Below are 13,824 nucleotides of genomic sequence, written 5' to 3'. Positions count from 1 at the left end.
CACCATTGTGTGCGTTTCCCATTCGATTCCCGCGCAGGGCGCCGTAGGCTGCCATCCGCACGGGTGCCGGGCGCAGGCTCCGGCCGTCCGGTCGGCGGCGGGCTCGATCGCGCTGCGGGCGGCGATAGAGATGATCGGCGTCCCGTACTCGTGGGGCGGTGGCGGTCCGGGCGGCCCCGGCTTCGGTATCGGCAAAGGGGCCAGGACCTGGGGATTCGACTGCTCGGGCCTCACCGAGTACGCGTGGGCGCGGGCCGGCGTGGCCATCGGGACGACGACGTACGAGCAGTGGCGGTCCGGGATCCGGATACCGCGGGAGGAGATCCAGCCCGGGGACCTGGTGTTCTACGACAGCGACGTCGACACCCCCGGTCCCGAGCACGTGGCGCTCGCGGTGGACGGCACGCAGATCGTGCACGCGCCCTTCAGCGGCGAGTCCGTACGGCTCGACGCGCTGGAAAGGCCGCGTTTCCTGGGCGTCGTACGCCCGAGCCCGGGCCGTTCCGACGCCTAGGCCGGGCCCGCCGGGCCGAATTCGCCAGGTCGGGCCCGCCGGGCCGAGTTCGCCGGCTCGGTCCGGGCGCGAAGCCGGGTGCGCTTACGCGTGAGCCCCGCGGCCCAGGTCGTCCTGCAGTGATCGACCTGGGCCGCGAGGCGTTCAGAGCTCGGTGCGCACCAAGCCCGTGCCGTGGCCTCGCGAAATGCCACGGCCCGTACTTTCGGTCCACCTCAAGGCACCAGGAAGGCGACCTTGGCCGGGCGGCTCCGCGATATTTCCCACGGGTCGCCGATCGTCTTCCTGCCTACGCCACGCGAGGAGGCTCAGTTGTTGTCGCCGTACTTGTCCTGGTTGTTGAGGACGTTGGCCTCGATGTCGTTCAGGTGCAGCAGGGTGAGGATGTCGATGTACTTGATGGAGTCGTTGGCGACATCGTTCAGCGCCGTCAGGTCGTCGAGGATGCTCAGCTGGCTCAGGATGCTCTGCCCGTTGTTGTACGGGTTGGGGCCGACGTCCGCGGACGCGGCGGAGGCGGAGAAGCCGAGAGCGGTGACCGCGATAGCTGCACCGGCCAGAATGCGACGGATCATGTTTGCTTTCCTCCATGGATCGGCGCTGAATTTGTGCGCCATGGTCGTTTGTGCAGGGCTGTGAGGTGCCGCAAATAACCATCGCGGCAGGCAGCGAAAATCGCAACTCGGAATGCCCTAACGAAGGTCAAGGGGACGCCTCGATTTCTTGGCACTCGGTTTCCGCGCTCATCGACGGGGCACTGCATATATCCCGGTCGGGCTGCCCGGCGAACGGGATTCTTTTGGCCTTCCGGCGGCGATGTTGGGGCGTTCGTGCACTGCCGTTCAGGCAACGATCACCCGAAACTTGAGGAACGACCTACGCCGCCGGGCCCGAATTCGGCGAATTTGGAGACCAGGTGAGTGGTTATCCAGGTGATCGCCTCGGGGGCCTGTTCCGCTATTACCGGACGGCGGTCGAGCCGGATGTCCCGTCCCTGGCCGGACGGCAATGGAGGCGGAGGCGCAGGTCGTCATGTCGGCGCTGCCCGCGTTCAATCCCGCTGACCTGCAAGAACGCCCCCGAACCAAAACCGCCCCCTCCCGCCGAAGGACCGGGAGGGGGCGGGACGCGACGGGGCGGATGGAGGGCCGGACAGCGCCGAGCAGCGGGGGCGGGGTCAAGGGGATCGGGCGATCCAGTGCGGGGTCAGGCGGTAGGCGGTCCAGGGCGGGGGCAGGGGTCCAGGGCCGGGTGATCAGGCGGTCCGAGGCGGGGGCAGAGGTCCAGGGCCGGGCGATCAGGTGGTTCAGGGCGGGGTGGTCAGGTGGTTCAGGGCGGGGTGGTCAGGTGGTCGAGGGTGGTGGTCAGGCGGTGGAGGGCGGTCAGGGATTCGCGGGCGGCGTCGAGGCCGAGCGCGTCCACCAGGCGGTCGGCGAAGTCGCGGTGGCCCGGGACGATCCTGGCGATCGCCGCGCGGCCCGCCTCCGTCGGCTGGAGGAGCTTGGCGCGGCGGTGGGCCGGGTTGGGCCGGTATTCGGCCAGGCCCCTCTCCACCAGCAGGTCCGCGATCCGCTGCACCCCCTGACGGGTCATGCCCATCACCCGGGCGATCCCCGCCACGGGCAGCGGCTCCTCCAGGACGGCGCCCAGCACCTGCCACCAGGCCGCCGTCATGCCCGCCGGCTTGGCCAGCTCCTCCGCCACGTGCAGGAACTGGCCGTTGAGCCGGAACGACGCCAGAGCCAGACCGGACAGCAGCTCGGCCGCCACGCTCCCACCGCCGCCACCACTCCCGCCAGTGCTCCCACCACCGCTCCCGGCGACGCTCGCGTCGCGCCGGGAAGGGCGGTCTTCCGGGTCGGGGCTGCCGCCGGGGGTCATGCGGCCATCAGCACCTCGAACGCCGAGGCGTCGCTCTTGCCGAACAGGCGGTACCAGGCGTCGAGGACGTCGGGCCGGCAGACGTCGAGCCGGCGGAAGATCTCCCGGGCGAAGGCGACGGGCTCGGTGGGGCCGGCGGTGACGAGGTCGCCGTCGAGCACGGCGTCCGTCTCCTGGTAGCGCCCGGCTCCGGCGTAGCCCTGCTGTGCCCCCAGATACGGCAGCGCCGCGCTGGTGTGGCCGCGGTCGTCGAGCAGGCCCTCGCGGGCGAGGCCGGCCGTGGCGCCGCAGATGGCCGCCACCGGCACCCCCGCCGCCAGGAACTCACGCGCCTTGCGGGCGAACGGCGCCAGCTCGTCACCGGCGTCCCACAGGTCGGCCCCCGGCAGGATGAGCAGCGAGCTGCCCTCGGGCGTGAGCCGGTCGAGCGCCAGACCGGGGGTGACCCGCAGGCCGCCCATGCTGACGACGGGCTCGCCGGTCAGGCCGACGTTGACGACCTCGTACGCCCCCGGCTCGCGCTGGAAGCGCTCGCTGCGCAGATGGGCGGTCGCGTGCCCGGTCTCCCAGTCGGCGAAGGTGTCGTAGACGGCGTGGTGAATGATTCCCTTCATGACAATATACTGTCATTTCGACAGCATGTTGTCAATAGAGAACCGTGGGAGGATAGGCGCCATGGCACAGATCGTCGGCGGAGGACGGCCGGTCAACGACGCCGAACGGCGCGTGATCTCCTACTTGCGCGACCACGCCCCCGCCGACTGGCTGCTGCTGCACAACGTCGAGGTCCCACGCGGCGACGACGTCTTCGAGGTCGACCTGCTCGTGCTGACCGCCCACTCGCTCGTGGTCGTCGACGTCAAGGGCACCCGCGGCCGCATCGAGGTGTCCGGCACCCGCTGGTACCCGCCGCGCAGGGAGGCGTTCGGCTCTCCGGTGACCAAGCTGCGGGGCACGGCCAAGGCGCTCAAGGGCCTGCTGGTGTCCAGGGCCACCCAGCTCGAACGCGTCTACGTCGACAGCCTGGTCGTGCTCACCTCGCCCGACGCCGAGCTGGTCGACCAGGCCGGCCGCGACGCCCCCCACGTCACCGACCTGCCCGGTCTGGTGGCCACGCTGGGCGACGTCTCGCGGGTCAGGCGGGGGTGCAGCCCCGACGTGCGGCCCTATCTGACGGCGGTGCTCGACGCGCTCAACCACACCGTGCGCCGCAGCACCGCGCCGCCCAGGTTCGGCAACTGGGAGGTCGAGGAGCAGCTCGGCGGCGACGCCAAGGTCACCGAATACCGCGCGTTCAACGCCACGCTGCCGGGCAGCGAGACCGTGCTGCTGCGGGTCTACCAGGCCGACCCGCTGGCCGACCACGAGGCGCGGGCCGCCGAGCGCCAGCGCATCGCCAACGCCTACCAGTCGCTCGCCCGCATCCCGCCTCATCCGTGCGTCGTGCGCTCGCGCGACTTCTTCGCCATCGACGACGAGAGCCGGTTCGTGCTGGTGCTCGACGACGTCCACGGGGAGGCGCTGCACCTGTCGCTGGGCAAGGGCGCCAGGCTGGGCGTGATCCAGGACCTGCTGCGCGGGCTCGCGCACGCGCACGCCAACGGCGTCGTCCACCGGGCGCTCACCCCCGGGTGCGTGCTGGTCACCGACGACGGGCACGCGGTGCTGACCGGTTTCGACTACGCCAAGCCGGGGCCGCGCAACTACACGGTCGCCCACGAGCTGGGCAACGTGCTCGACGCCCATTACGTGGCGCCCGAGTGCCAGGAGCGTCCCGACCGGATGACCACCGCGTCCGACGTCTACGCGGCGGGGGCCATCGCCTACCAGCTGCTCACCGGGCAGCTCCCGACCAGCGCCGACGCCCACGGTCCCGACGTCCCCGACGTGGTGCGCCGGATGCTCGACCACGCCCCGGCCAAGCGGCCGAGCGCCGCCGAGGCGCTCGACGAGCTGCAGGGCGTGCCGTTGCAGCAGTCGCGGCTGCGGCGCCTGGTCCGCCGCCTGGTCTCCGGCCCGTGACGTCTCCCTCAGGCCGGCAGGCTGCGGCGCAGGGCGCTGGCGTGCCTGAGGTAGTCGAGGGCCAGGCCGGTGCGCCCGGCCGAGCGGTGCAGCTCGCCGAGTAGCTGGGTGGCCGACGCCTCGCCGCTGCGGTCGCCGAGCTCCTGGAAGACCTCCAGCGAGCGTTCGAGGCCGGTCGAGGCGCGGGTCAGGTCGCCGCGCGCCGCCTGGAGGCCCGCGAGGCTCTGCAGCGCGTACGCCCCGCAGTGGCGGTCGCCGAGCGACTCGAAGATCTCCAGGGCATGCCGGTGGAACGACATCGCCTGGTGCAGCCGGCCCATCTGGAGGCACACGCAGCCCTCGCGGTGGGCGTCCCCGAGCTCCTGGGCCAGCCGCATGGCCTCGGCGAGCGACTCCGCCGCCCGGACGAGGTCGCCCGAGGTCAGGCAGGCCCGGCCGATGGCCTGCCGGGCGAACGCCTCGCCGTGCCTGTCCTCCGAGGCCACGAACATGGCCAGCGCCCGGCGCAGGTGCCCGAGCGACTGGAGGTGCCGGCCGCGGAACTGGCTCACGGCGCCGAGCCCGCAGACCGAGGTCGCTTCGGCCCTGACGTCTCCTATTTCGTGAAATATCTGGCGGGAGAGGGTGAAGCCCTCGGCGGACTCCTCGTACCGGTCCTGGTAGAGGCTGACCTGGGCCAGGCCCCTGAGCATGGCGGCCTCGCCGTACCGGTCGCCGGCGGCGCGGGCGGCGGCCAGGGCGGCGGTGTGCGTACGGCGCCAGGTGCCGAGGTGGCAGTGCAGGTCGAGGTAGGGCACCATGGCGGCGGCCAGGCCCCAGGCCGACTCGGCCAGCCCCAGTTCGGCCGCCAGGTCCACGGCTCCGGCCAGCGCCTCGTGCTCCGACTCGAACCAGGTGATCGGGTCGGCGGTGAGCCGGTCGAGCGTGCGCGCGGGCAGCCGCCACCTGGCCGCCCTGGCCGCGGTGAGGCTGAAGACGGTGGTGGGCAGGCCGGCCATGGCGTGCTCGGTGGTGGCCGTCCAGGCCGCCAGCACCCGGGCCAGCGCGCCGCGGTCGGGGCCGCGTTCGCGGGCGTGCCTGCCGACGAGGTCGGGCACGCGGTAGCGCGGCTGGCCCACGTCGTCGGTGCCGACCGGGTCCAGCAGGTGGGCGTCCACGAGCAGGTCGGTGACGTCGTGCGCGCCGTGCCGGCCGAGGACCGCGTCCACCACCCAGCCCGGCTGCGCCCCGGCGGCGGGCCCGAGGACGCCGAGCGTGCTCAGGGTACGGGCGGCCTCCGCCGGCAGCCTGCGGTACCCGGCGTCGAGACAGGCCCGCACCTCCTTCAGCTCGGCCAGCCAGTCCTCCGCAAGCCGCTCGCGCAGCACCGACAGCGACCAGCCGGGCCGGCCGGCCAACCGGGCTCCGGCGGCCCTGACCGCCAGGGGCGACCCGCCGCAGAGCGTGACGACGGCCAGGGCGTCGACCGGTTCGCGGGCCACCCGCCCGGCTCCGGCGATACCGCCGAGCAGCGCCAGCGACTCCTCCGGCGACAGCTCGCCGAGCTCGACGCGCAGCGCGCCGGGCAGCTCGGTGATCCGCCGTCTGCTGGTCACGATCACGGCGCTGTCGTTGCCGGGGAGCAGCGGGCGTACCTGGGCGGCGTCGCGGGCGTCGTCCAGCAGGACCAGCATCGGGCGTTCGGCCAGCAGCGACCGCAGCAGCGCCGACCGCTCGCCGGGCGTCGGCGGCGCGCCGGTCACGCCGAGCGCCCGCAGCGCCTCGGCCAGCAGCTCGCCCGGCGCCCGGCCGCCCAGCTCCAGGTAGAGCTGCCCGGCGGGGAAGGCCGGGCGCAGGCGGTGGGCGGCGTGCACGGCCAGGGCCGACTTCCCCACGCCGGGCGGGCCCGAGATCACCGCGACCGAGAACGTCCCGCCCAGCGCGGCCAGGGGGGCGGCCCGGCCGATGAAGTCCGGCAGATCGGGCGGTAGCTGCCGGGGCACGGCCGGCGCCGCCCGGCCCTCGTCGGCCAGGATCAGCTCGTACGCCCCGCGCAGCTCGGCCCCCGGCTCGACGCCGAGCTCGTCCACGAGCTGGTCGCGGACCGCCGCGTACGTGCGCAGCGCCTCTGCCTTGCGGCCCCCGCGGTGCAGGGCGAGCAGCAGCCGGCCCCAGAGGTCCTCCCGGTAGGGATGCTCGACCAGCAGGCCGCGCAGCTCGTCGGCGGCGCCGTCGTGGTCGCCGGCCTTCAGGCGCCGCTCGATCAGCGACTCGGCGGCCCGCAGCCGCAGCCGGTGGAGGTGCTCGATCCGGCGGTCCCAGACCGGGCTGCCCGGCAGGTCGCTCAGCGGCGCGCCGCGCCAGAGCGCGAGGGCCTCACTGTACTCGCCGCGGCGCGCCAGCTCCTCGAACAGGCGCAGGTCGAGCGCGCCGTCGGCGACGTCGATCGTGTAGCCGGCCCCGGCGGCGCGCAGGCCGACCGGGCCGAGCTGGGACCGCAGCGAGCTGACGTAGGTGCGCACGTTGGCCAGCGCCGAACGCGGCGGGCGCCCCGGCCAGAGCACCTCGGCGAGCCGGTCGGCGCCGACCACCTGCCCCGCCTCCAGCAGCAACGTGGCCAGCAGCATGCGGGGTTTGCCGCCGGAGATCCGTAGGGGGCGGCCGGCGGAGCGGATCTCCAGCGGGCCGAGGACGTGGAAGGTGACCGTCATGACAGCATCAGCCCCTTTACGGGAGACCTGACAGCTCTTTGTATCGGTTCTGGATGATTCTTGTGCGGCCAATGCGGACTCTGGTGTCACAGATCCCACTGGAAAGGATCACCCCATGAAGCTCAGCCGATCAATGGTCGCCGGCCTCGCATTGTTACTCGGCCTCGGCACGACGACCCCCGCCTTCGCCGACCCGGAACCGGAGTCCGCGCAGGCGCAGCTCCTCGCGACGAACTTCCAGATGCCGTTCCCCTGCGGCCAGACCTGGACCGGCAACTCCAGCGCGAGCAGCGCCCACCAGTCGTGGGAGATCGACTTCAACAGGGGCAGCACCGCCGACGCCGACCTCGGCGACCCGGTCGTGGCCGCCGCCTCGGGAACGGTGGTGATCTCGGCGCACCAGGGCTCGACCAACGGCTACGGCAACCTCGTCAAGATCGACCACGGCGGCGGCTGGTCCACCTACTACGCCCACCTGAACACCCGGCTGGTCAGCGCCGGCCAGTCCGTCTCGCAGGGCCAGCAGATCGGCACGGTCGGCAACACCAGCAAGCCGGGCAACAACATCAGCCCCCATCTGCACTACGAGGTGCGCCTGGGCACCAGCTACCCGTCGAACATCCAGAAGGCCGTCTTCAACGGCGTCACCTTCGGCTATCCGGTCCAGACGCTGAGCTCGAGGAACTGCGGCGGGTCCAGCAACCCGTACACGCCGCAGGAGGCCTGCGGCGCCGGTTACGACGTGATCGACTCGGCCGGGCTCGGCACCGACGGGACCGTCTACCTGCTCTACAACAACTCCAACGGCAACAACTGCGTGGTCACCATGAAGGCGAAGTCGCTCGGCACGGCGACCGCGACGACCGCCTACCTGGAGGTGCAGGGCAGTACGAGAAAGACGGACTCCGGCAATTACGGCTACTACGCCGGTCCGGTCTACGCCGCCGCCGCGAACACGTGCGTCAAGTGGGGCGGCAAGGCCGGCGCCTCGGCCTACGACAGCCCGTTCGAGCACTGCGGCTGAGGCGGCTCAGGCAGGCGTGATCGTGTCGAGGACGTCGATCACGTACAGCATGGGCCTGTCCCCCGGGGACCCCACGGCCAGGCGGCTGCCGACCTGGCTGCCGACCAGCGCCTCCAGCCAGTCGGGCGGCACCGAGCCGGGCCTGAGCGTGAAGGCGCTGGGACCGCCCTTCCGGTAGGACGAGTCCACCACCGAGCGGGTTGGCCAGGACGCGGCCACGTACTGGACGACCACCTTGGAACCCGCCGTGACGTCCCGCCCCGAACCGTCGATGAGGGTCCGGGGCGGGGAATCCGGCCGCAGGTCGGACGGGATCGCCGGCAGGGCCCGCCCGACGAGCCGCGCGTCGGGCGGGTAGCCGCCGAGGATGTCGAAGACCACCACCAGCGTGTCGGCCGGCGAGACGCCGGTCAGCGGCACGTTCGGGCCCAGGGCCTCGGAGGCCGGGCTGACCAGCATCACCCGGCTGCCGGCCGGCCTGCCGATGAGCGAGGCCCGCCAGGTCTCGGAGACCTGCCTGCCGTCGAAGACGACCGTGGTGGGCTGGTTGCCGTCGTAGGTGCTGAGATACGGCTTGTTTCCTGACCATCGCCGGATGTCCACGTCGGCGAGCACGACGTCCCCCGGGACCGTACGCCGGCCGTTGCCCATGGAGAGCACCGTGATCCGCGGCGTGCGCCCCGGCTTCCCCCGAGGTATGGCGACGACGGGCTTGCTGCCGAACGCGCCCGTCACGACGGGCTGCGAGCCGTCCTCGGCGACGCCACACGAGGTGGCCAGCATGAGTACGGCAGGCCAGAGCAGGCGCACGATTTCCCCCAAGATGCCAGATCCGAAGGGGTTACTTGCCGCAATAGCCAAAAGGAAAGCTGCGGGTCTCGCCATCTCACGACAAAGGGCGCGGGAGACTGGACCGCGTGAGCAAGCCCAACCTGGCCCGCAGGGTCGCAGAAGCAGCCGAGATCGCGTTGACCAACCGCCACTACGTGACGTTCATCGACGTCGTGACGGGGTTGCGCTGGCTGCGGTCCCGGCACGTGGACCTCTGGCGGCAGGGCCGCGCCGGCACGCTGGCCGAGCTGGCCGCGGTCGACGAGGAGCGGTTGCTCGTCACGGCCGGGCTGCTGCGGGAATGGGCGCTGGCCAAGGGGCTCAGGCCGGTCGAGACGCCGTACGTGGCCGGCACCCGCGACCGGCGCGACCTGCGCTTCACCTCCGGCCACGGGCAGGACGCCTTCCGCGTCCACTGGCTCTCGCCCGATCTGAGCGAGGCCCGGGTGCGGCGGCTCACCGAGCGGCAGAGCAAGGCCCCCGACCTGGTGGCCGTGGCCTCCGAGGACCCGTGGACGTGCGCGTCCTGCGGCGACACCGGGCCGTACCTGATCATGGAGGACGACCGGCCCCACTGCCTGAGCTGTGCCGACCTGGATCACCTGGTGTTCCTGCCGGCGGGGAACGCGGCGCTCAGCCGGCGGGCCAAGCAGGAGAGCGGGCTGTCGGCGGTGGTCGTCCGGTACAACCGGCGGCGCAAGGTCTACCAGCGCCAGGGCGTCCTGGTCGAGGAGGGCGCGCTGGCCGCGGCCGAGGAGCGCTGCCTGGCCGACGAGGAGGCGCGGCTGCGCCGCCGCGAGCGCGACCAGGTGCGCAGGGCCGAGCAGGACGTCGCCTTCCAGGCGGCGATGGCGGCCGAGATCGCCCGGCTGTTCCCGGGCTGCCCGGCCGAGCGGGCCCGCGAGATCGCCGAGCACGCCGGCCGGCGCGGCAGCGGCCGGGTGGGCAGGACGGCGGCGGCCAGGGCGCTCGACGAGAACGCCATCACGCTGGCGGTGATCGCGTCGGTCCGGCATCTCGACACCGACTACGACCGCCTGCTCATGTCCGGCGTCCCCCGGATGGAGGCCCGGGACCGGATCAGGGACGCCATCGAGGCCCGGCTCACGGAGTTCCGGCGACCGCCCCGATGACCGCGCGGGCCCGCCTTCGGTACCGTCCATACATGGACGACTGGCACACCGTACGTGCGGAACTGCGGGCCTTCGCGCTGGGGCTGCCCGAGACCCACGAGGACCATCCGTGGGGCGAGACGGTCATCAAGGTCAACAAGAAGGTCTTCCTGTTCCTCGGCCTGGAGGAGCAGACGGAGAAGTGGGCCCCGACGTTCGGCGTGAAGCTGCTGTCGGAGGCGCACGGCCACGCGCTGACCGTCGAGGGCGCGGCCCCCAGCGGGTACGGCCTGGGCAAGGCCGGCTGGGTGACCGTGCCGTTCCTGTCGGCGCTGCCCGAGACCGACGTGCTGCTCGACTGGGTCGAGGAGAGCTACCGGACCATCGCCCCGAAGCGGGCGGTCAAGCTACTGGACGGCCAGCCGTAGCGCGAAGGCGACCAGCAGCACGCCGGTCACCCGCTCGACCCTGGCCCGCACCCGTGGCCTGCGCAGCAGCGCGCTCACCCGGTCGATGATCACGTTGTAGAGGCTGAACCAGAGCACGTAGAGCACGGCGATGATCCCCGACAGCAGCAGGGCCCGTCCCAGGGTGTCGCCGTGGCCGGGCAGGAACTGCGGCAGCCAGGTCACGAAGAGCAGCAGCACCTTGGGGTTGAGCAGGTTCGACAGCAGCCCTCTGCGCACGTGCACGAGCGGCGAGCCGGTCGGGGGCGCGGCGGCCTCCACGACCTTGGCCCGGTTCCGGCTCGACAGCAGGGCGTGCACCCCGAGCCAGAGCAGATAGCAGATGCCGAGGGCGCGCACCACGGTGAAGGCGGTGGGCGAGGCGACCAGCAGCGCCGACAGGCCGACCGCGGCGGCGCCGGCGTGCACGGACAGGCCCAGCAGGCCGCCGAGCATGGTCAGCAGGCCGGCCACGCGGCCGTGGGCGAGGGAGTTGCGCATGATCAGCGCGGCGTCGGGGCCGGGGATCATGATCATGATGAGCGTCGTGACCGCGAAGGTCAGCAGCATGGCGGGGGTCTCCCGGAGCCGGGGGCGCGCTCCGCCCGACCCGCCGGATGTGCGGAGGTCGCACGGTCACGCGGGCGAACATCGTCAGTGCCTTGTGGGCACCGGCCATGATATCGGGATCAGTTTGCCGAAACATGCCAGGGAAGGTGATAAGGGACCTCTGTGACGAAAGCCACCGTGAGGTCCCTGGCCCATTTGGCGAAGCCCCCTGCAACCTCTATTCGGCGAAGGCCGCCAGCGCGATGCCGAGGCCGCGTTCGTTCTGGCCCTGGGCCTTGGCGTCGGTGGAGTTGAGCGAGTAGACCACGACGCGGCTCAGGTCCTGGGTGGCGCCGATGCCGGTGGAGCTGCCGTAGCGGGCGCCGGTCTTGCCGTACGCGACGATGCCGCCGGGCAGCGTCAGCTCGGTCAGGCCCGAGGTGTAGTGGGCCGGCTCGTCGTCGGTGCCGAACATGGTCACCTTCGGCACGGTGAACATCAGCTTCAACTGCTCGGCGGGCACGAGTTCGCCGCCGAACAGCCCCTTGGTGAACCTCTCCAGGTCGGCGGCGGTGGCGATGAGGTCGCCCGAGGCCCAGGTGGAGGTGACCTCCATCTCGGTGACGTCCACGACGTACGCGGACCCGTAGGGGAAGGAGTCGGGGAAGCCCTTGGGGACGACCTGGTAGCCCCGGTTGTGCCGGCCGTGGATCTTGACGGACCGGCCGGGGAAGTAGCTCTGGTTCATACCGAGCGGGCGCAGGATCCGGGCGCCGACCTCCCGCTCGTACGACCTGCCGGTGACCTTCTCGATCACCAGGCCCTCGACGAAGGTGTTGATGTTGAGGTAGTGCTGCTCGGTCCCGGGGGTGAACTCGATCGGGTTGAGCACGGCCTGGCGAACGTACTCCCGCGGGGTGATCGTCTTGAGGCGGTCGGCGTAGACCCGCTCGAAGCCGCCCTCCGACTTCGGCGCGGGCAGGCCGCTGGTGTGGTTGAGCACGTGAGCCAGCTTGACCGGCGGGTAGTCGGCGGGCAGCAGCCCCGGCAGGTAGTCCTGGACCGTGCGGTCGAGGGAGACCTTGCCCTCGGCCACCAGCTGGAGCACGACCGCCGTGGTCAGCACCTTGGTCACGCTGCCCGCCCGGAACCTGGCCCCCTCCCTGGCCGGGTGCTTCCCGCGCAGATCGGTCACGCCCGAGACGCCGTGCCAGGAGCCGGCCGAGCCGCTGATCCTGACCTCGGCCGCGGTGGCGTCGGCCGCGGGCAGCCCGGCGATGCTCTTGCGCAGCGCGGTCTCGTTGATCGGCGGCACCTGGACGGCGGCGGCGCTGTGGGAGCCCACCTGCGCATGGGCGAGGGCGGGGGCGCTGACGGACAGGGCGGACAGGGCGGACAGGGCGAGGACGGCGGCGGCGAGACGGGTGCGCTTCATGGGGATCTCTCCAGGTCACATCGGCTTTCGATGGGACAATCCTGGCCAGAGACCCCCAGGCGGCGGATCGCCGACGACGGCGATCTTCCGGCTCGCTCTCAGGAGGGAGGGGGCTCGCCCGATCAGGTGACCGCGAGCCGCCGGGCGTACCGTTCGTCCCGCCACAGCTCCTTGTCCAGCACCTCCAGCAGCGTGGCGGCCGCGTCGTGGACGTCGGTGTAGCCGACGTAGAGCGGCGCGAAGCCGAACCTCAGGACGTCCGGCGCGCGGAAGTCGCCGTGCACCCCCCGGTCGATGAGGGCCCGCATGACCGGGTAGCCGTCCGGGTGGTGGAAGCAGACCTGGCTGCCGCGCGCGTCCGGCTCGGCGGGCGAGACCAGCTTGAGCGCGTCGCCGACCAGGTCGACGAAGAGCGAGGTCAGGGCGACGCTCTTGGCCCGCAGCTGCGCCATCGGCACCCGCTCCCAGATGTCCAGCGCCGCCTCCAGCGCGGCAAACGACACCACGTGCGGCGTGCTCACCGCGAAGCGCCGGATGCCCTCGGCCGGGCGGTAGCCGGTCTCGAAGGCGAACGGCTCGGCGTGGCCGTGCCAGCCGGACAGCACGTTCTCGGCGGTGGCGTGGTGGCGCGGGTTGACGTAGAGGAAGGCGGGCGCGCCGGGTCCGGCGTTGAGGTACTTGTACGTGCACCCGACCGCGAAGTCGGCCTGCGACACGTCCACCTCCATGGCGCCCACGCTGTGGCACACGTCCCAGACCATGAGCGCCCCGGCCGCCTGGACCTGGGCGGTCACCGAGGGCACGTGCCGCCGGGCGCCGGTGCGGTAGTCCACCTCCGACAGCAGCACCACGGCCGCGTCGCCGAACCGGCCCTCGGCGTGGTCGCGCACCTCGTAGTCGCCGAGCAGCCGGGCCAGACCCTGGGCGATGTAGTGGTCGGTGGGGAAGTTCCGCGGGTCGGAGACGATCACCTTGCGGCCGGGGCGCAGCCGTACGGCGGCGGCCAGCGCCTGGTAGGCGGCGATCGTGGTGGTGTTGCCCACGACGACCTGGCCGGGGCCGGCCCCGATCAGCGGCGCGAGCCGGTCGCCGGCGGTCAGGGGCTGGTCGTACCAGCCGGCCGCGTTCCAGCCGCCGACCAGCCGGCCGCCCCACTCGTCCTCGACCGTGCGGCGCACCCGTTCCGCGGCGCGGCGGGGCATCGCGCCGAGCGAGTTGCCCACGAGGTAGACGACCCCCTCGGGCAGGACGAACTCGTCCTTGAACGACCGCAGCGGATCGTCGGCGTCGAGGGCGAGGCAGGCATCGCGGTCCAGCACC

General features: G+C 72.3%; 13 protein-coding genes. 5 read left to right on the top strand and 8 right to left on the bottom strand.

What is annotated here, in order from left to right; translation table 11 throughout:
* The first annotated feature begins 7 nt into the window (after positions 1-7).
* Positions 8-514: a C40 family peptidase gene (locus ABZ444_RS29845; RefSeq protein ID WP_358003771.1), complete on the top strand. Its 507-nt coding sequence runs from the start codon at positions 8-10 to the stop codon at positions 512-514.
* A gap of 308 nt (positions 515-822) precedes the next feature.
* Here ABZ444_RS29845 and ABZ444_RS29840 read toward each other — a convergent pair whose 3' ends face one another.
* The 3 genes from ABZ444_RS29840 to ABZ444_RS29830 form a co-directional block, all read right to left on the bottom strand.
* A complete protein-coding gene (locus tag ABZ444_RS29840) occupies positions 823-1,089 on the bottom strand; it encodes a hypothetical protein (RefSeq protein ID WP_352322992.1) in 267 nt (88 codons plus the stop codon).
* Positions 1,090-1,843: 754 nt separating this feature from the next.
* The gene (locus tag ABZ444_RS29835) at positions 1,844-2,284 is read right to left on the bottom strand and encodes a MarR family winged helix-turn-helix transcriptional regulator (RefSeq protein ID WP_358003769.1); all 441 of its coding nucleotides are present in this window, start codon (positions 2,282-2,284) and stop codon (positions 1,844-1,846) included.
* Positions 2,285-2,391: 107 nt separating this feature from the next.
* The gene (locus ABZ444_RS29830) at positions 2,392-3,009 is read right to left on the bottom strand and encodes a DJ-1/PfpI family protein (protein ID WP_358003766.1); all 618 of its coding nucleotides are present in this window, start codon (positions 3,007-3,009) and stop codon (positions 2,392-2,394) included.
* Between the two features lie 61 nt (positions 3,010-3,070).
* Between ABZ444_RS29830 and ABZ444_RS29825 the strand changes: the two genes are divergently transcribed.
* Positions 3,071-4,417, top strand: a complete 1,347-nt coding sequence (locus ABZ444_RS29825; RefSeq protein ID WP_358003763.1) for an NERD domain-containing protein kinase family protein — start codon at positions 3,071-3,073, stop codon at positions 4,415-4,417.
* An 8-nt stretch (positions 4,418-4,425) separates the two neighbouring features.
* Here the strand turns inward: ABZ444_RS29825 and ABZ444_RS29820 are convergent, their stop codons facing one another.
* Positions 4,426-7,107, bottom strand: coding sequence for a BTAD domain-containing putative transcriptional regulator (locus ABZ444_RS29820; RefSeq protein WP_358003760.1), 2,682 nt, complete (start codon positions 7,105-7,107; stop codon positions 4,426-4,428).
* A gap of 115 nt (positions 7,108-7,222) precedes the next feature.
* Here ABZ444_RS29820 and ABZ444_RS29815 point away from each other — a divergent pair, with 115 nt between their 5' ends.
* The gene (locus ABZ444_RS29815) at positions 7,223-8,131 is read left to right on the top strand and encodes a M23 family metallopeptidase (RefSeq protein WP_358003758.1); all 909 of its coding nucleotides are present in this window, start codon (positions 7,223-7,225) and stop codon (positions 8,129-8,131) included.
* Between the two features lie 6 nt (positions 8,132-8,137).
* Here ABZ444_RS29815 and ABZ444_RS29810 read toward each other — a convergent pair whose 3' ends face one another.
* Positions 8,138-8,941 carry an FKBP-type peptidyl-prolyl cis-trans isomerase gene (locus ABZ444_RS29810; RefSeq protein WP_358003755.1) on the bottom strand — a complete coding sequence of 268 codons (804 nt, stop codon included), beginning with the start codon at positions 8,939-8,941 and terminating at the stop codon, positions 8,138-8,140.
* 107 nt (positions 8,942-9,048) lie between these two features.
* Between ABZ444_RS29810 and ABZ444_RS29805 the strand changes: the two genes are divergently transcribed.
* On the top strand, positions 9,049-10,095 hold the full coding sequence (locus tag ABZ444_RS29805) for a DUF2293 domain-containing protein (RefSeq protein ID WP_358003752.1): 1,047 nt from the start codon (positions 9,049-9,051) through the stop codon (positions 10,093-10,095).
* A gap of 32 nt (positions 10,096-10,127) precedes the next feature.
* Entirely contained in the window at positions 10,128-10,502 is a 375-nt protein-coding gene (locus tag ABZ444_RS29800; RefSeq protein WP_358003749.1) for an MmcQ/YjbR family DNA-binding protein, read from the top strand.
* On the opposite strand, the gene ABZ444_RS29795 is transcribed toward ABZ444_RS29800, so the two are convergent.
* The 3 genes from ABZ444_RS29795 to kynU all read right to left on the bottom strand — a co-directional run bounded on the left by ABZ444_RS29795 (position 10,482) and on the right by kynU (position 13,823).
* Positions 10,482-11,090 carry a LysE family translocator gene (locus ABZ444_RS29795; RefSeq protein WP_358003746.1) on the bottom strand — a complete coding sequence of 203 codons (609 nt, stop codon included), beginning with the start codon at positions 11,088-11,090 and terminating at the stop codon, positions 10,482-10,484. The two genes, ABZ444_RS29800 and ABZ444_RS29795, sit on opposite strands and share 21 nt — an antisense overlap.
* Positions 11,091-11,307: 217 nt before the next feature.
* A complete protein-coding gene (locus tag ABZ444_RS29790) occupies positions 11,308-12,504 on the bottom strand; it encodes a serine hydrolase domain-containing protein (RefSeq protein ID WP_358003743.1) in 1,197 nt (398 codons plus the stop codon).
* A 122-nt stretch (positions 12,505-12,626) separates the two neighbouring features.
* A complete protein-coding gene (gene kynU / locus ABZ444_RS29785) occupies positions 12,627-13,823 on the bottom strand; it encodes a kynureninase (RefSeq protein ID WP_358003740.1) in 1,197 nt (398 codons plus the stop codon).
* Between the last annotated feature and the right edge of the window lies 1 nt (position 13,824).

The organism is Nonomuraea sp. NPDC005730 (assembly GCF_040630865.1).
Lineage (GTDB): Bacteria > Actinomycetota > Actinomycetes > Streptosporangiales > Streptosporangiaceae > Nonomuraea.
Note: the sequence above shows the minus strand (reverse complement) of the source record. Positions and strands in the feature narration are given on the sequence as shown.